The organism is Nocardia sp. NPDC019219 (assembly GCF_040632645.1).
Taxonomy (GTDB): Bacteria; Actinomycetota; Actinomycetes; order Mycobacteriales; family Mycobacteriaceae; genus Nocardia; species Nocardia sputorum.
Genome location: NZ_JBEYCG010000001.1, coordinates 807,986 through 824,600, shown reverse-complemented (window position 1 = coordinate 824,600; position 16,615 = coordinate 807,986). Strand labels below are relative to the sequence as shown.

Sequence of the window (16,615 nt, the reverse complement as noted above, 5' to 3'; positions counted from 1 at the left end):
TGAGATTTCCAGCGAAGGCGGCGGTCGTCGGCCAGAATGAGGCCATGCGCGCCTCGATGGATGAGAAATGGCGGCGGTTCGGCGAGCACCTCGCGTCCGCGCCGGGACAGCTGCCCAGCGAGGTCCGCCGCGTCCTGCGCGACGGGGCTGCCGGGACCGCCGACTCCGGCCAGGACGTCGCGCCGGAACTCGCCGCCTTCGGCGACCTGGTGGCCGAGCGGTCCTACCGGGTCACCGAGCAGGAGATCGCGGCACTGAAAGCGGCCGGGCACACCGACGACGAGATCTTCGAGGCGACCGCGGTGGCCGCCTACGGTGCGGCCGACCGGCGCCTGCGCGCGGCTCGCCTGGCGTGGGAGGGGTACTGAGATGTGGCTGGAAGCGGTGCGATCCGGCCACGACCGGCCGACCCGGCTCGTGTTGTGGACCATGCGGCGGTTCAGCCGCGTGGAAGTCCCCGCGGTGCTGAAGGTGCTGTTCTACCGGCACAGATTCTTCGGATCCCCGCTGTCGGAGCTGATTCAGGACGTCATGCGCGGCCCCTCCTACTGGACCGTCGCCGAACGCGAGATCTTCGCGACGCACACCTCCCAGGCCAACGAGTGCCCGTTCTGCGCCACCTCGCACGAAGCGATCGCGGGCGCGTACGCCGACGCCGACGTGGTGACCCGCGCCTTGGCCGGCGGCAAGGACTCCCCGCTGCGCCCCGACGCCCGGGTCATGCTCGATTTCCTCGCGAAGATGGCTCGTGACCCCGACGCGTTGACCGCCGAGGACGCCGCGCTGGTCCGGCTGGCGGGCGTTTCCCGCGAAGCGTTCGACGAGGCCGTCTGGGTGGGCACCTGCTTCAACGTGATCAACCGCATGATGAACACCGTCGGAGCGGGACCATTGGAGGACAGGCAGCGCGGCGTGAGCGCGCGATTCATCAAACTCGCCGGCTACCGTATGCCGCCACCGGTGACATTGTTCTCGCGCGGCGTCTGATCTCATTTCACGCGATCCGCTCGCGTCCCGGATCGATGTGTGTTCTCCTCGAATGGTGAGCCAAGTCCACTTGGGGCACATTTTTCACATCGCCGGAAGTCCCGCTGCCGGCGCTGTGTCCGACGCGCTGGTCGACGTCCCGGACGGCGCGCTGATAATCGACGACAGTGGCCGTGTCGCATTCTGCGGACCGCGCTCCGATATTCCGGCCGAGTACCGCGCCGAAAAGGTGTTCGATCATCGCCCCGGATTCCTGCTTCCCGGATTCGTCGACACCCACATTCATTTCCCGCAGACCTTCGCGGGGGACGCCTACGGCGGCGGGCAGCTGCTGGAGTGGCTCGAATTGTGCATCTATCCGGCGGAATCCCGGTACGCCGACCCCGAATTCGCCCGGCGCGCGGCCGCCGAATTCTGCGCGCGCCGCATCGCCGCGGGCACCACGGCGGCGATGGTCTTCGGCTCGGCCTTCCCGCACGCGCAAGACGCCCTGTTCGCCGAAACCCGGCGGCGCGGGCTCCGGATGGTCGGTGGCCGCGGCATCCAGACGACGGGAGAACCCGCGGCGGCGCCCTTGATCACCTCCGAAGACGATGCCATTCGCCTGACCGGCGAGGAGATCGGCAAGTGGCACGCGGCCGACACCGGTGAGGTGGGCACCGCGCTACTGCACGTGGCGATCGTCCCGCGGTTCTCCTTGGCGGTCACTCGGACGACGTTGAAGAACCTGGGCGAACTCTACGATTCGGTGCGCGGGCGCGGCGTCTACTTCCACACCCACCTCAACGAGAACAACCGCCCGGGCACCGGTGAAGTCGACAGCACCAAGCAGGCATACGGCGTGACGACCTACCTGGACACCTACGACGGGAAGTTCCTGCCCGGATCGGCCACGGGGGGCAAAAGCCTGCTCGGCAGGCGCAGCATCCTCGCCCATTGCGTGCACTGTCAGGACGCCGAGCTGCGGAGGATGGCCGAGACCGGCACGTCGGTCGCGCACTGCCCGGTATCGCAGCAGTTCCTCGGCTCCGGCACCATGCCGTGGAAGCGGACGCTCGCCTCGGGCGTCACGGTGGCCGCGGGCACCGATTACGGCGGCGGCGACGAATGGCTGATCCCGCAGGTGCTGTCGGCCGCGTTCAAGGTGCACATCTCCGAGCCGGGCGAGCTCGGCGTGTCGATGCATCCGGCGGAAATGCTGTTCACCGGCACGCTGGCCGGCGCACGCGCCTTGGATATGGAAGACCGGTTCGGGAACTTCGACATCGGCAAGGAGGCCGATTTCCTCGTGATCGAACCGGGGCGCGTTCCGGCGCTGGAAAGCAGCCTGGCATTCGGCATTCGTTCCGACGACCCTGCATTGGCGCGGGATCAGACGCTGTTCGCGCTGCTGATGGGTATTCGCGAGCCCGCGATCACCGAGGTCTACGTGCGGGGCCGTCGGGTCGACGCCGCATAGTTCCCGATGGACGCCGCCGCCACCGCCGTAACGGTCTTCCACCGACCAGCGCACGACGCGGCTTTCCGGGAATGGCTGGCGCGGATGACCGAATTAGCCCGCGAGAAGGACGGATTCGTGAATGCGTCCGTGGCGGTGACCGAAAATCCGCTGCTGGATCCGGGATGCAGCGTCACATTCCGATCCGAACCGGCGCTGCACGCATTCCTCGACTCGGCCGAACGGGCGGGCGCATTGTCCGACGGCGCAGCGCTCGGCTTCCATCGCAAGAGTTCGGATCTGGTCTTCGTGGAAGGCGAGTCGCCGCCGCCGGGCATCGGCGTTTTCCGGCACAGCGTCGCACGCGAGAAGGAAGCCGAATTCGAGGCGACCGAGGCGCGACTGGTCGCCGTGAGCTCGAAGTTCCCCGGATTCGAAGGCGCTGCCCTGTTCCCGTCGGACGGCGGGCGCTGGTTCTCGGTGCTTCGATTCCGCACGGAACGGCAATTGTCGGAATGGCTGCGCTCCGACGAACGCGCCGCCGCCTTACCGGAACTGCGGGAGAAACTGACCGAGGACTTCACCGTGGACGCGCACACCACGCCGTTCGGCTCGACCGTGCGAACGGTCGGCGGTGAGACCAGGATGACGCCGACCTGGAAGACCGCCATGATGGTGCTGCTGGTGTTGTATCCGACGGTAATGGTGCTGTCGCGCTTCCTCGGGCCGGTGCTCGACCGGCTCGCCGCGCCACCGTGGCTGGCCCTGTGGCTCAGCCAGATCATCAGCGTGGGCCTGATGAGCTACTTCCTCTCGCCCGCGGTCGCGAGCTGGTTCCGCCGCTGGCTCGATCCGATCGACGGCGCGAGCCCGCGCGTCAGCGTCATGGGCGCGGCGGTGGTCGTCGCGCTCTACGCGCTGACGCTGCTGCTGTTCGCGTCGGTGCGCTGGTTGCAGTACTGGGATTACGACTGAGCCCGCTCAGGACAGATCGAGGTGCCGGTTCATCGACATCGCGGCCTCGGCCAGGTCGGGAAGCTCCACCACCGTCACACCCGCCTGCCGCAACCTCTCCACGCCCACGCAATTCACCACGAACGTCGACGGCTCCCGCCACGCGATGACCACCATCGGGATACCGGCCCGCAGCACCCGATCCGTGCACGGCAGCCGGTCCTTCGTCCCGCGTTCCGAGCACGGTTCCAGCGTGCTGTACAGCGTGGCCCGCGCCAGCCGCGGATCCGCCGGGTCCAGCTTGCCCAGCGCGGCTTCCTCGGCGTGCTCCTTCGGGTCCGACTCGCGGGAGTAGCCGGTCGCGATCTCCACGCCGTCGGCGACGATCACCGCCCCCACCGAGAACGCGCCCGCCGCCACCGGGCACAGGCGCGCGAGCTCGATGGCCCGGTTCATCCAGTAGCGGTGGTCGGGCTCGGTCACCGTATCGCCCTCCTTCGGCTGCTGACGCACTCGTCCTTCGACCGATCGAAAAAGCCCCTCACCTGCGCGAACAGATGAGGGGCTGGAGCGGTGGCGGAGGGATTTGAACCCTCGGAGGGGGGTTACCCCTCACACGCTTTCGAGGCGTGCTCCTTAGGCCGCTCGGACACGCCACCGCCGACAACCATACCGGACCGTCGCCGGATCACTAAATCGCCTGCTGACCTGCGGGCTCAGCGCTGGGCGCGGAAGAAATCGTCGAGCAGCGCCGCGCACTCGTCCTCGAGCACGCCGCCACGCACCTGGGGCCGGTGGTTGAGACGACGGTCGCGCACCACGTCCCACAGCGACCCGACGGCGCCCGTCTTCGGCTCCCAGGCGCCGAAGACCAGGCGGCCGACCCGCGCGAGCACCAGCGCGCCCGCGCACATGGTGCACGGCTCCAGCGTGACGGCGAGGGTGGCGCCCTCCAGTCGCCAGCCGTCGCCGTGGACCGCGGCGGCCCGGCGCAGCGCCAGGATCTCCGCGTGCGCGGTCGGATCGCCGAGCGCCTCCCTGGCGTTCGCGGCTCGCGCGAGTTCTCTTCCGGCGGCGTCGAATACCACCGCACCGACCGGCACGTCACGAGCCCCGGCGGCCGCCGCGGCTGCGATGGCGGCGCGCACCATGTCGGCGTCCGACGGGATCGGGTCGTCCGAGGGAACGCCCACGTCAGCGCGGCAGCTTGTCCAGTACCGCGGCGAATTCTCCGGCGAAGCCGAGGCGCTGGGCGATCATGCCGAGTTGCTCGTCCGGATAGAGATCGGTCTCGGCGAGGATGACGCTCAGCACCGGTTCGGGCAGGCCCAGATCGGCGAGCACCCCCAGGTCGCCCTCCTCCCACGGCTCCACGTCGTCCAGTTCGTCCGGATCGATATCGGGGATTTCCACGTTCAGGGCTTCCAGGACATCCGCGGCGATGTCGTAATCGATCGCGGCCGTGGCGTCCGAGACGAGCATCCGGGTTCCGCTCGGCGCGGGCCGGAGCACGATGAAGAACTCGTCGTCGATGTCGAGCAACCCGAACACCGCTCCGGAGCTGCGCAAAGCCTTCAGTTCGCTCTCCGCGGCGGACAAATCGGTGAGGGCGTCCCGGCTCAGCGGACTGCACCGCCATTTGCCTTCTTCGCGGACAACCGCCACTGCGAACCCTTCCACGTCGTCGTAATCGTCCGACGCCGCCCTGTTCGTGCCCGAGCGCTGTGCTGCCATGGCCGCAACGGTAGTCGGCTCGAGGGGAAATGTTGAAGTCGTATGCGAATCTGTTCCGGTGACTTCGGCGAAGAAAGCTCCCGTATGCGTCCTCGGGACCGGTTTGATCGGTGGGTCGCTATTGCGCGCGGCCGTCGCCGCGGACTACGACGGCTGGGGCTACAACCGGTCGGCGGCGGGCGCGCGGGCCGCGCGCGCGGACGGATTCGACGTCACCGAAGACCTGCCCGCCGCGTTGCGCCGCGCGGACGCGGCCGATGCGCTGATCGTCGTCGCGGTGCCGATGCCCGCGGTCGACCACATGCTCTCCGCCATCGCGACCTACGCGCCGCAGTGCGCGCTCACCGACGTGGTGAGCGTGAAGGCGCCGGTCGCGGCGGCCGTGCGCGCCCACGGACTCGCCGAACGGTACGTGGGCGGTCACCCGATGGCGGGCACGTCCGAATCGGGCTGGGCGGCCACCGATGCCAAGTTGTTCGGCGACGCGGTATGGGCGGTCGGCGTGGACGAAGGCACCAGGGCCGACCCGTGGACCCGCGTGGTGCGGCTCGCGCTGGACTGCGGCTCGGTGGTGGTTCCGGTGGTGGCCGCCGAGCACGATCGCGCCGTCGCGCGCATCTCCCATCTCCCGCACGTACTTGCCGAGGCGCTGGCGCTGGCGGGCGCCGGTGGCGGTGATCTGGCGCTGGGACTCGCGGCCGGGTCGTTCCGGGACGGTACGCGGGTCGCGGGCACGGCGCCCGACCTGGTTCGCGCCATCTGCGAACCGAATTCGACCGCGCTGCTGGAGGTTCTGGACGAAACGCTCACGGTGCTGGCCACGGCCCGCGACAGCCTGCGCGACGCGACGTCCCTCGCGGATCTGGTCGAGGCCGGGCACGACGCGCGGCGACGCTACGAATCCGCGCGGCGCTGGGAGATCACGGATATCCGCGCGGGTGACCGCGATTGGCTGGAGCACCTGCGCGCGGCAGGCGAGCGCGGCGGGGTCATCACCCGGCTGGACTGACCGTGCGAGAGCCGTCCACTCCCCCGACCTGCCGGAGTCGGCCCGGCCGCTGCTGATCGTGAGTGAATACCTCGCGACTGCCACGTTTCCCTTCGGCCGCAGGTCCGTAGGCGTCGAACTGTGCGAGGACGAGCCGGGCAGCTCCGGCGACACTCCCTCGTCGAGTAGCTGCCGAACAACGAGTTCGTCCGGGGTGTCGGCTCGGCGCTGCCGTCGGCGGCCCCGGCTGAGCGTCGGCGAGATTACTCGAACCTCGGGACTCGATGGCCCTCCTCGGCGCAAAAGCTCGACTCGCGTACCGCGGTGTCGCCTCAGATGCGTTCGGCCAGGCCCGGGTAGTCCAGCACGAATCCGTCGGCGTCCACCGTGACGGTCGCGCTGGACACCGGCGACAGCACGCTGATGCCGTCGGCGGCGCTGCTGTAGATCAGCGTGGCCTCTTGGACGAGCAGGTCGGGCAGGCGGACGTAGACCACCGGGACCTGCCGGTCCTCGACCGCGTGCTGCAGGTCGTAGCGGCGGATCGGCAGGGTGTTGAAGAACGGGCTGAGCACCACGTCCACGTCGAGCGCCCCGGCGAAGGTCGAGCGCACATGGTTGCCGCCGGCGTCGACGAGCCAGTAGTCCTCCTCGTCGCGGGCGATCGAGGCGTGCCGCTCACCGGCGGCCGTCGTGGTGCGCACCGACAGCCGCTTCGTCACCCCGTTCTCGTCGGTGACCAGGTCGTACGACGCGCTGAACGCGGGGTGGTCCGCGCTCGCGCCGCCGATCATGCGCCCGGCGGCGCGGATGCGGTTGCCGTTGAGTTGCACCCGCACCGACTCCATGCGCGTCGCGTCGTGGGCGCGCCAGGTGAGGATCGCCGGCCACCGGGATTCCTGCGGGCTCGCGGCGGCGCTCTCGGGGTCGGAGGCTGGGGTCGTCACGTATCTACCGTAAGCGACACCCGGCCCCGGCCCGTACAACCGCCGCTCATCACACCAGCGACTCCCGCCACGCCGCGTGCAGGCCGGCGAACCGGCCGGTCCCCGCGATCAGGGCCTCCGGCGTGCCGTCCTCGACGATCCGGCCGGACTCCAGCACCAGCACCCGGTCCGCGATCGCCACCGTGGACAGCCGGTGCGCGATGATCACCGCCGTACGCCCGCGCAGCACGGTCTCCAGCGCCCGCTGCACCAGCCGTTCGCTCGGAATGTCCAGGCTCGACGTGGCCTCGTCCAGCACGATCACGGCGGGATCGGCCAGGAACACCCGAGCGAACGCGACCAGCTGCCGCTGCCCCGCCGAGAGCCTGCCGCCGCGCTTGCGCACGTCGGTGGCGAAGCCCTCCGGCAGCGCCCGCACGAAGTCGTACAGACCAACGGCGCGCGCCGCCGCGAACACCTCGGCGTCGGTGGCCTCGGGCCTGCCCAACCGGATGTTGTCGGCCACCGACCCGGAGAACAGGTACGACTCCTGCGTGACCATCACCACGTTGCGGCGCAGGTCGACGTCGGCGAGGTCGCGCAGGTCGATGCCGTCCAGGGTGACGGTGCCGCCGGACGGGTCGTAGAACCGCGTCAGCAGCTTCGCCAGCGTCGACTTGCCCGCGCCGGTCGCACCCACCAGCGCGATCACCTGCCCCGCCGGGATGTCCAGGGTGAACTCCGGCAGCACCGGCCGCGTCCGCCGATCGGGCTTGCCCGGCTCGGTGGACGACCCTGTCGAGGCATCGGCTCTCGGCGAGTGGCCGGCGTCCGCCGCAGGTGCGCTCGAATAGCCGAACCACACCTTCTCCATCCGCACCGCGCCGGACGCCTTGTCCAGCGCCACCGGACGCGCAGGCTCGGGCACCGACGGCTCCTCCTCCAGCACGCCCGAGATCTTCTCCAGCGCGGCCGCCGCGGACTGGTAGGCGTTGAACACCTGCGCCAGCTCGTCCAGCGGCCCGTAGAACTCGTTGAGGTACAGCAGGTAGGCCGCGAGCACGCCGACCGCGAGATCACCCTCGATCACCCGCCGGGCGCCGACCACGATGATGATCACGGTGGTCAGATTGCCGAGCAGTTTGGTCAGGCCGGCGTAGTCACCCATGCCGCGCATGGCCGCGGTGGTCGCCCGGCGGTATTCGGAGTCCTCGATCGCAAGCACCGACTCGTTGCGCTGCTCCCGGCGAAACGCCTGCACCGCCCGCATGCCGCCCATCGACTCGACGAACTGCACGACCACCTTGGCGATCGCGGCGCGCGTGCGCCGGTAGCCCGCGCGCTGCCTGCGCTGCGCCCAGCGGGTGACCAGCACCAGCGGGACGAATCCGGTCAGCACGATCGCGGCGAGCGTCTGATCCAGGTAGATCAGCAGCGCCGCGATGGTGACCACCGACAGGATCGCGCTCAGCGCCTGGTTGAGCGCGCTCTCCAGCAGTTCCTGCAGCGTCTCGATGTCGCCGGTGAGCCGCGCCACCACCTTGCCCGAGGTGTACTTCTCGTGGAAGGCGACGCTGAGCCGCTGTGTGTGCGCGAACGCGCGGACGCGCAGGTCGAACAGCACGCTCTGGCTCAGCCTGCCGGACACCCGCAGGAAGGAGTACGTACTGATCACGCTGATCAGGACCGAGCCGAGGTAACCGGCCACGGTCCACGCCAGCGGCGTCCAGTTCCCCTCGACACCGCGCGCGATGCCGGTGTCCAGGCCGTGCGCGACGAACAGCGGCGCCGACACCTTGGCGACGTTGTCCAGCACGATGAGCACCAGCGCGAGCGCGGTGAGTTTGCGGTAGGGCTTGACCAGGTCGAGCAGTAGCCGCCGGGAGCGTCCGGCCAGCACCAGATTCCCGGTCTCGGTGACCTCCTTGTCCTCGCCCGCGATGCCGCGCCAGTCGGCCGCCCGCTCCTCGGGTTCCGGAAGCTCCTCCGGCGCCTCGTCTTTCGATTCGGTGGTCGTGATGCTCACAGCTGCTCACCTCCCATCAGTTCGCGGTAGCTTCTGCTGGTACGCAGCAATTGGTCGTGGGTTCCCTCCGCGACGATCCGGCCGTCGGCGAGCACCGCCACCCGGTCGGCCAGCGCCGCCGTGGACGGACGGTGCGCGACGAGCAGCGTCGTCGCGTCGGCCAGCACGGTGCGCAGACGGGCCTGCACCCGCTCCTCGGTCTCCACGTCGAGCGCGGACAGCGGGTCGTCGAGCACCATGATCCGGCTGCCCTCGCCCCCGCCCGCGCCGGTGAGCACCGCACGGGCCAGCGCGAGTCGCTGCCGCTGGCCACCGGACAGGCTCAGGCCCTGTTCGCCGATCCTGGTGTCCAAGCCCCAGGGCAGGTCGTCGACGAACTCGGTGGCCTGCGCGACCTCCAGCGCCCGGCGCACATCGGCGTCCGTGGCGGCCGGGTCGCCGAGCGCGACGTTCTCCCGCACACTCGCGGAGAACAACACCGGGTCCTCGAACGCCACCGAGACCAGCGACCGCAGGTCGGCGACGCGCATCGTCGCGATATCGATGCCGTCGATGGTGATCGCGCCGCCGGACACGTCGTACAAGCGCGGAATCAAGTTCAGCAGTGCTGTCTTACCGCTTCCCGTCGCGCCGACCAGCGCCACCGTCTCGCCTGGTCGAACTCGCAGCGACACCTCCCGCAGCACGTCTTTCTCGGCGTCGGGGAAGGCGAATCGCACCGCGTCCAACCGCAGTTCGCCGCGGATGCGCTCGGGCAGGTCCACCGGATCGGCCGGGTCGGTGATGTCGACGGGGGTGTCGATGATCTCCCAGTACCGGTCGGCCGCGGTGCGCGCGTCGTTCAGCTCGGCGAGCAGGAAGCCGGTCCAGATGATCGGCCACTGCAGGAAAGTCGCCAGCGTGATGCCCGCGATCAAGGTGCCGAGCGTCATCGTGCCGTGCGCCACCGCGTACCCGCCGTAGCCGAGCGCGAACGCGATGGCCAGCTGCGGCAGGCTCACCATGCTCGACCACAATGTCGCGTCCAGGCGCGCCTTCAGCAACTCGGTCTGCCGCAGCTCCTGCGCCTGGGCGGTGAAACGGCGTCCGAAGAAAACGCCCCGTCCGAACGCCTTGAGCACCCGTACGCCCTGCGCGGACTCCTCGGCGGTGGTGGCCAGGTCACCGGACTGGTCCTGGGACCGCCGCGAGGCCACCGCGTACCGGCGCTCGAAACGGATGCAGCCGATGACCAGCGGGATCGAGATCACCGCGAAGATGGCGCCGATCTGCGGGCTCAGCGCGATCAGCACGAGCAGGCCGACCGGAATGATCACACCGTGGATGAGCAGGAACGGTCCCGCGAAGGAGACGAACCGGCGCATGGTGGCCAGGTCGTCGATCGCCCGCGAGAGCAGCTGACCCGACTCCCACGCGTCGTGCCTGCCGATCGACAGCGCTTGCAGTTTCCGGAATATCTTGGCGCGCAACGTGATCTCGAACCGGGTCGCGGGCGCGGCGATCAGCCAGCGGCGTCCCCACACGCCACCGGCTTCCAGCAGGCCGAGCGCCAGCACCGCGGCCACCGGCCACAGCGCGCCCCCGAGATCGCGGTGGGCGACCGGGCCATCGATGATCCGGGCGATCATCAGCGGAATGACGACGGCCGTCAGGCCGGACAGCAGCGCGAGGCCGCTGGCGGCGAGCAGCATCCCGATGTGCGGACGCAGGTACGGCCAGAATCGGCGCAGCGAATGCAGCCGGCCCGTGGCGGCGGGCCGCTCCGTTCTGTCGGCCTCCGGTTCGGCCGGCGAAACGTCCAGTGCGACAGACAAGACTCCCCCTCGAGGTATGCGACTGGCGGCGGAGAACGGGACCCACGGTGATGTTCGCAGCGGGGTCCGACATTCCAGGGTCGCACCGGAACGTGCGTCGACCAACCGATTTTCCGGCCGCCGCCGGACATCCGCGCTCGTCGCGGCGACGGGTTCCACGCTCATTCGCCAAGTCGACAACCTCGAGCGAACTCGAGGTCAAGCCGCGCGGATCTAAGATTCCCCCATGCTGATCGTCGCCGGATGTCTACGGGTCACCGATCGCGAGCGCTACCTCGACAGCTGCCGGGAAGTCGTCGCCCTCGCCCGCGCCGCCGAAGGCTGCCTCGACTTCAGCCTCGGCGCGGACCTGATCGAATCCGATCGGGTGAACGTCTACGAGCGCTGGGCGACCCGTGCCGCGGTGGAACGCTTCCGCGGCACGGGCACCTCGGGCGACCTCGACGCCCAGATCGTGAGCGCCGACGTCCGGGAATTCGAGTACGAGACCGAGACCCGGCTCTAGCCGACGACCGCGGTCTCGGACTCCCACTCCTGCGGCGCGTCCGGGAAAGCCTGCTGCTGGTGGCCGCCGCGCAGCGTGCCCTCCAGATAGGCCGCCCGGCAGGCGCGGCGGGCGATCTTGCCGCTGGACGTGCGCGGAATCGAACCCGCGGGCACCAGCAGCACGTCACGGACCATGACGCCGTGCCGCTGCGCGATCGCGGCGCGCACCGTGTCGGCCACCGACTCCGACTCGACCTTGCCTCCGCCGGTATTGCGCTCGGCGACGATGACCAGCTGCTCCGAGACGTCCTCGGCGTCGCGGGTCAGGCCGGAGCGGCTGCCCCCTTCCAAGACCAGCGCGGGCAATTCGTTGGCGGGCACCGAGAACGCCGCGACGAATCCGGGACGCAGGGCCGTACTGGATTCCTGGGCCGAGAACTCCAGGTCTTGCGGATAGTGGTTACGGCCGTCGACGATGACCAAGTCCTTGACGCGGCCGGTGATGTACAGCTCGCCGTCGAGGTAGGCCCCGAAATCGCCGGTGCGCATCCAGTTGGCGTCCGGCGGGGCGCCCTCCGCGTGACTGCCCTCGGGCAGCCGCTCGGCCAACTGGGCGCGGAAGGTGGCCTCGGTCTCCTCCGGGCGGCCCCAGTATCCGATGCCCATGTTCTCGCCGTGCAGCCAGATTTCCCCGACCTCGCCGTCACATCGCTCGGTGCCGTGTTCCGGATCGACGATCACCGCCCACTGCGACCGCGCGACGTATCCGCAGGACACCTGCGCGATGGCGTTGTCGGCATCCGCGGCGACCTCGACCATCCGCCCGGCGTTCAACTCGGTCCGGTCGACATGGACGACCTTCGCCTTGTCCTTCGCCCGGGTAGCGGAGACGAACACCGTCGCCTCGGCCATGCCGTAGCAGGGCTTGATCGCCGTCTCCGGCAACCCGTACGGCACGAACGCCTCGTTGAACTTCTTCATCGACGACACCGACACCGGCTCGCTGCCGTTGATCAACCCGATCACATTGGACAGGTCCAATTCCTCGCCCGGCTTCGGCTTGCCACGCGCCGCGGCGTGCTCGAACGCGAAATTGGGCGCGGCGGCGAAAGTCCCGGCGCCGTCGGAAGCGGCGGCCAGTTCCTTTATCCAGCGGTACGGGCGGCGTACGAACGCGCTCGGCGACATGATGGTGATGAACCCGCCGCCGACCGTCGGCAGGATCACGGCCAGTAGACCCATGTCGTGGAACAGCGGCAGCCAGGTGACCCCCCGCGAATTCTCGGTGACGCCGATGGCGTCGATCATCTGCAGCAGGTTGGTGCCCACCGCGCGGTGGGTGATCTCCACGCCCGCGGGCGTCCGGGTGGAGCCCGAGGTGTACTGCAGATAGGCCACGCTGTCGATGTTGATGTCCGGGCGCACCCAGGAGGCGCCGACAGTGTCCGGGATCGCCTCCACCGCGATGATGCGCGGACGCTGCGGCGGCGGCAGGTGCCGGAAGAATTTCCGAACGCCGCTCGCCGCGGAACCCACCGTGAGGATCGCGGCGGGCGTGCAGTCACCGAGCACCGCGTGCAGGCGGTCGGTGTGCCCCTGTTCCTCCGGATCGAACAGCGGAACGGCGATATTGCCCGCGTACACGGCGGCGAACAGCGCGACGACGTAGTCGAGCCCTTGCGGGGCGAGGATCGCCACTCGGTCGCCCGGCTGCGTGACCTGTTGCAGCCGCGCCGCCACCGCGCGCAGGCGCACACCGAACTGCCGCCAGGTGAGCTCCAGGTATTCGCCGTCCCTTTCCCGCGAGTAGTCGATAAAGCGGTAGGCGAGGTCGTCGCCGTTCTCCCTGCTGTGCTTGTCGACGAAGTCGATCAGAGTCTTGTCCCCCCGAATTCTGATATTGCCCTGATCGTCCAAATAGTCGTCGAAGGTTTCGTCGATCATCGCCTTATCCTTTTCCAGCGCACAGACACTCGGGCCGTGCAATGACACCGAACACAGGTCGATAACGAAGCGTCGGGAAGGCTAGCAGGTGTCCCGGCCACCTGGCGGTCAGTACCGGCCGAAGGCGAGCGCGACGTTGTGGCCGCCGAATCCGAACGAGTTGTTCAGGGCGTAATCGATCCGGCCGGGCCGGGAGCTGCCGTGCACCACGTCGAGATCGATTTCCGGGTCCTGATTGTCCAAATTCAACGTGGGCGGGACTATTTCGTCGCGCACGGTGAGCACGGTCAGCACGGATTCGAGCGCGCCAACCGCGCCGATGGAATGGCCGAGGGCCGATTTGGGCGCGTAGACCGACGCGTGGCTGCCCACCGCCTGGCCGATCGCGCGCGCCTCCGCCGTGTCCCCGATCGGAGTGGCGGTCGCGTGCGCGTTGACGTGCGTGACGTCGGCCTTGGCCAAACCGGCCGTCCGCATCGCCCGCGTCATCGCGCGCGCCGCGCCGGTGCCCTCGGGGTCCGGCGCCACCAGGTGGAAGCCGTCCGAAGTGATGCCCGCGCCCATCAGCCGGGCGTGGATGGTCGCGCCGCGCGCTTTCGCGTGCTCCTCGGTCTCCAGCACCAGCAGCGCGCCCGCCTCACCGAAGACGAAACCGTCGCGGTCGGCGTCGAACGGGCGCGAGGCGCTCTTCGGCGCGTCGTTGCGGGTGCTCATCGCGCGCATCATGGAGAACGCCGCGATCGCGAGTGCCTGGATCGAGCCCTCCACCCCGCCGGTGACCACCATGTCGGCATCGCCCATGACGATCGTCCGCCACGCGTTGGCGATCGCCTCCGCGCCGGAGGAGCAGGCCGACACCGGTGTCGTCACCCCGGCCCGGGCGCCGAGTTCCACTGCGACGCAGGCCGCTGCGCCGTTCGGCATCACCGCCTGGACGGTGTACGGCGACACCTTGCGGTAGCCCCCGTTGTGCAGTTTGTCCCGAGCGTGGATCATCGCCTCCGCGCCACCGAGCCCGGTTCCGATGGACACCGCCAGACGGTGCTTGTCCACCTCCGGGCTGCCCGCGTTGCGCCAGACCTCGCGCCCGAGCACGACGGCCAGCTGCTCGACGTAGGCGAGCCTGCGGGACTCCGCCGCGTCCAGATACGCCGTGGGCGGAACTTTCAGATGCCCGCCGATGCGGACCGGCAGCTCGAAATCGTCGATGAAATCGTCTTCCAGGACGTCGATACCGCTGTCGCCGTTGAGCAAGCCCTTCCACGTGGAATCCACGTCACCCGCGAGGGACGTGGTGGCCGCGAGGCTTGTGACCACAACGGAGGGAAATCGTCCGTTTTTCGTGGAAGGCATCTGCATGTTTCGCTCACTTTCCCTAGCGTCGCTCTGGAACTTCGTCGAGCAAAAGCAGTGCGCGAGCACGCCACCAGAATCGTGGGCGGCCCGCACGGATGGCACTGGAGCGCAGGCGGAACGGCCGGTCATCACGTCCGTGTGCGACCACCCTTGTGCATTATTGGAAATGCGCACCGATCGCACGGCGTGACACGCGGACCGTACCAGGTGCAGGTGGCGATGGTCGCGTGTTGGGGGATCGCCCCCGACGACTCGAGTAACCTGCTCCCCGGGCGCGCGGGCGGCGTCCGGTGTGGACGCGAGAAAGGGAAGGTCGTTGACGGGCGCGCGGATGGTCGGGCTGTTCGCCGGGATCGGCGGGCTCGAGCTCGGCCTCGGCAGGCACGGCTGGCATACCGAACTGCTGTGCGAAATCGAGCCCGGGGCCCAAGGCGTGCTCGCCGCTCGTTTCCCGGACGTGCCGCTGCATTCCGACATCACCCGGCTGCGGGCAATCCCGGCGGGAACGGAACTGGTCGCGGCGGGATTTCCGTGCCAGGACCTCTCTCAGGCAGGCCGCACCGCGGGCATCACCGGCACCCGTTCCGGTCTGGTCGACGAAGTGTTCCGGCTGGTGCGTCGCAAACGCGGCCCGCGCTGGCTGGTGATCGAGAACGTGCCGTTCATGCTGCAACTGGGCCGTGGCGCGGCCATGCGGCACATCACCGGCGCGCTCGACGAACTCGGCTACACCTGGGCCTACCGCGTGGTGGACGCCCGCGCCTTCGGGCTGCCGCAACGCAGGCAGCGGGTGGTGATGCTGGCCTCGCGCACCGAGGACCCGCGCGGGGTGCTGTTCGGCGAGGACGCCGGTCCCCGCACGATCGGCGATCCCGCGATCGATCCGTGCGGCTTCTACTGGACCGAGGGGGTGCGCGGCCTCGGCTGGGCGGTGAACGCGGTGCCGACGCTGAAGGGCGGCTCCGCGCTCGGCATCGCGAGCCCGCCCGCGGTGCGGCTGCCGTCCGGGGAGATCGTCACGCCCGGCATCGCCGACGCCGAACGCCTCCAGGGCTTCGACGCCGGCTGGACAGCGCCCGCGACCGAACTGCCGGGCATCAGGAAGGGCCACCGCTGGAAGCTGGTCGGCAACGCGGTGAGCGTGCGGATGGCGTCCTGGGTGGGGTCGCGGCTGGCCGCTCCGCTCGAGCCGATCTCCGGAGATCAACCGCTGGCGCCGGGCACGCCGTGGCCGGTCGCCGCGTGGGGGCACGCCGGTGTGGCCTATCGCGTGCCGGTCTCGACGTGGCCGGTGCACGAGCCGTACGAGGATCTGGCCGGCTTCCTCACCGACGCGCAGCTGCTCTCCGCGCGCGCGACGGCCGGGTTCCTCCGCCGCACCACCATGGGCAGTCTGCGTTTCCCGCCCGGCTTCCTGGCCGATGTGGAAAGTCATCTGGACCGGATGGGCGGTTGGGCGGCATGAACCGGCCGACTACCGACGCGGCCACCAGCGCGCGGATGGCGCGCCAACGTCGCACCGGAACCGACCCCGAACTCGCGCTGCGCCGGGAACTACATCGCCGCGGGCTGCGCTACTTCGTCGACCGCGCACCCATCCGCGGCCAGCGCAGGCGCGCCGACCTGGTCTTCCCGCGCCGCCGCGTCGCGGTCTACGTCGACGGCTGTTTCTGGCACCGGTGCCCGCAGCACGCCACCGATCCGAAGAACAACGCCGAATGGTGGGCGGCCAAACTGGCGGGCAACGTGGCCCGCGACCGCGCCACCGACGCGGCGCTCGCCGCGGCGGGATGGCGCGTGGTCCGCGTCTGGGAGCACGAGGATCCCGTCAGCGCGGCCGACCGAGTCCAGTCGACGTTGTCAGCGGTGCCGGACCCGCACCAGTGAACGCGGAGCGTGTGCGGCCAGATAACCGGACATCACCATCACGGTGATGACCGCGATTCCGGCGGCGGCAGTCGC

General features: G+C 69.6%; 16 protein-coding genes and 1 tRNA gene. 8 read left to right on the top strand and 9 right to left on the bottom strand.

The genetic code is table 11. From position 1 onward, the window contains the following. Window positions 1–44: 44 nt before the first annotated feature. The 4 genes from ABZ552_RS03720 to ABZ552_RS03705 are packed head-to-tail and all read left to right on the top strand — an operon-like array spanning window position 45 to window position 3,400. Entirely contained in the window at window positions 45–368 is a 324-nt protein-coding gene (locus tag ABZ552_RS03720) for a hypothetical protein (protein ID WP_281876775.1), read from the top strand. A 1-nt stretch (window position 369) separates the two neighbouring features. Further along, window positions 370–987, top strand: a complete 618-nt coding sequence (locus tag ABZ552_RS03715) for a hypothetical protein (RefSeq protein WP_357435438.1) — start codon at window positions 370–372, stop codon at window positions 985–987. 52 nt (window positions 988–1,039) lie between these two features. Then, a complete protein-coding gene (locus ABZ552_RS03710) occupies window positions 1,040–2,446 on the top strand; it encodes an amidohydrolase family protein (protein ID WP_281876773.1) in 1,407 nt (468 codons plus the stop codon). 6 nt (window positions 2,447–2,452) lie between these two features. After that, window positions 2,453–3,400 (top strand): antibiotic biosynthesis monooxygenase, encoded by a 948-nt coding sequence (locus ABZ552_RS03705; RefSeq protein ID WP_281876772.1) that lies wholly within the window; start codon window positions 2,453–2,455, stop codon window positions 3,398–3,400. A 6-nt stretch (window positions 3,401–3,406) separates the two neighbouring features. On the opposite strand, the gene ABZ552_RS03700 is transcribed toward ABZ552_RS03705, so the two are convergent. From ABZ552_RS03700 to ABZ552_RS03685, 4 genes are all read right to left on the bottom strand, one after another. Continuing rightward, entirely contained in the window at window positions 3,407–3,862 is a 456-nt protein-coding gene (locus ABZ552_RS03700) for a deaminase (protein WP_281876771.1), read from the bottom strand. 88 nt (window positions 3,863–3,950) lie between these two features. Beyond that, window positions 3,951–4,038, bottom strand: a tRNA-Ser gene (locus tag ABZ552_RS03695). A 57-nt stretch (window positions 4,039–4,095) separates the two neighbouring features. After that, complete coding sequence (locus tag ABZ552_RS03690) at window positions 4,096–4,530, bottom strand: nucleoside deaminase (protein ID WP_281881260.1); 435 nt, start codon at window positions 4,528–4,530, stop codon at window positions 4,096–4,098. Between the two features lie 43 nt (window positions 4,531–4,573). Further along, a complete protein-coding gene (locus ABZ552_RS03685; protein WP_063019013.1) occupies window positions 4,574–5,113 on the bottom strand; it encodes a tRNA adenosine deaminase-associated protein in 540 nt (179 codons plus the stop codon). On the opposite strand from ABZ552_RS03685, the gene ABZ552_RS03680 reads away from it, so the two are divergent. Then, the gene (locus ABZ552_RS03680; protein WP_357435436.1) at window positions 5,112–6,122 is read left to right on the top strand and encodes a prephenate dehydrogenase; all 1,011 of its coding nucleotides are present in this window, start codon (window positions 5,112–5,114) and stop codon (window positions 6,120–6,122) included. The two genes, ABZ552_RS03685 and ABZ552_RS03680, sit on opposite strands and share 2 nt — an antisense overlap. A 311-nt stretch (window positions 6,123–6,433) precedes the next feature. On the opposite strand, the gene ABZ552_RS03675 is transcribed toward ABZ552_RS03680, so the two are convergent. The 3 genes from ABZ552_RS03675 to ABZ552_RS03665 are packed head-to-tail and all read right to left on the bottom strand — an operon-like array spanning window position 6,434 to window position 10,744. Further along, window positions 6,434–7,048 carry a putative glycolipid-binding domain-containing protein gene (locus tag ABZ552_RS03675; protein WP_195084967.1) on the bottom strand — a complete coding sequence of 205 codons (615 nt, stop codon included), beginning with the start codon at window positions 7,046–7,048 and terminating at the stop codon, window positions 6,434–6,436. A 49-nt stretch (window positions 7,049–7,097) separates the two neighbouring features. Continuing rightward, on the bottom strand, window positions 7,098–9,047 hold the full coding sequence (locus tag ABZ552_RS03670) for an ABC transporter ATP-binding protein (RefSeq protein ID WP_357435559.1): 1,950 nt from the start codon (window positions 9,045–9,047) through the stop codon (window positions 7,098–7,100). Between the two features lie 2 nt (window positions 9,048–9,049). Then, window positions 9,050–10,744, bottom strand: a complete 1,695-nt coding sequence (locus tag ABZ552_RS03665) for an ABC transporter ATP-binding protein (RefSeq protein WP_281881258.1) — start codon at window positions 10,742–10,744, stop codon at window positions 9,050–9,052. A gap of 349 nt (window positions 10,745–11,093) precedes the next feature. On the opposite strand from ABZ552_RS03665, the gene ABZ552_RS03660 reads away from it, so the two are divergent. Then, a complete protein-coding gene (locus ABZ552_RS03660) occupies window positions 11,094–11,372 on the top strand; it encodes an antibiotic biosynthesis monooxygenase family protein (protein WP_281876769.1) in 279 nt (92 codons plus the stop codon). On the opposite strand, the gene fadD32 is transcribed toward ABZ552_RS03660, so the two are convergent. Further along, window positions 11,369–13,294 (bottom strand): long-chain-fatty-acid--AMP ligase FadD32, encoded by a 1,926-nt coding sequence (gene fadD32, locus ABZ552_RS03655; RefSeq protein ID WP_281881256.1) that lies wholly within the window; start codon window positions 13,292–13,294, stop codon window positions 11,369–11,371. The genes ABZ552_RS03660 and fadD32 overlap by 4 nt on opposite strands. 111 nt (window positions 13,295–13,405) lie before the next feature. After that, entirely contained in the window at window positions 13,406–14,656 is a 1,251-nt protein-coding gene (locus ABZ552_RS03650; protein WP_281876767.1) for a KasA/KasB family beta-ketoacyl-ACP synthase, read from the bottom strand. Window positions 14,657–14,984: 328 nt separating this feature from the next. On the opposite strand from ABZ552_RS03650, the gene dcm reads away from it, so the two are divergent. Both dcm and ABZ552_RS03640 read left to right on the top strand, forming a co-directional pair. Further along, the gene (gene dcm, locus ABZ552_RS03645; RefSeq protein WP_281881253.1) at window positions 14,985–16,118 is read left to right on the top strand and encodes a DNA (cytosine-5-)-methyltransferase; all 1,134 of its coding nucleotides are present in this window, start codon (window positions 14,985–14,987) and stop codon (window positions 16,116–16,118) included. Next, window positions 16,115–16,540 carry a very short patch repair endonuclease gene (locus ABZ552_RS03640; RefSeq protein WP_281876766.1) on the top strand — a complete coding sequence of 142 codons (426 nt, stop codon included), beginning with the start codon at window positions 16,115–16,117 and terminating at the stop codon, window positions 16,538–16,540. Before dcm ends, ABZ552_RS03640 begins: the two co-directional genes overlap by 4 nt. Window positions 16,541–16,615: the final 75 nt, after the last annotated feature.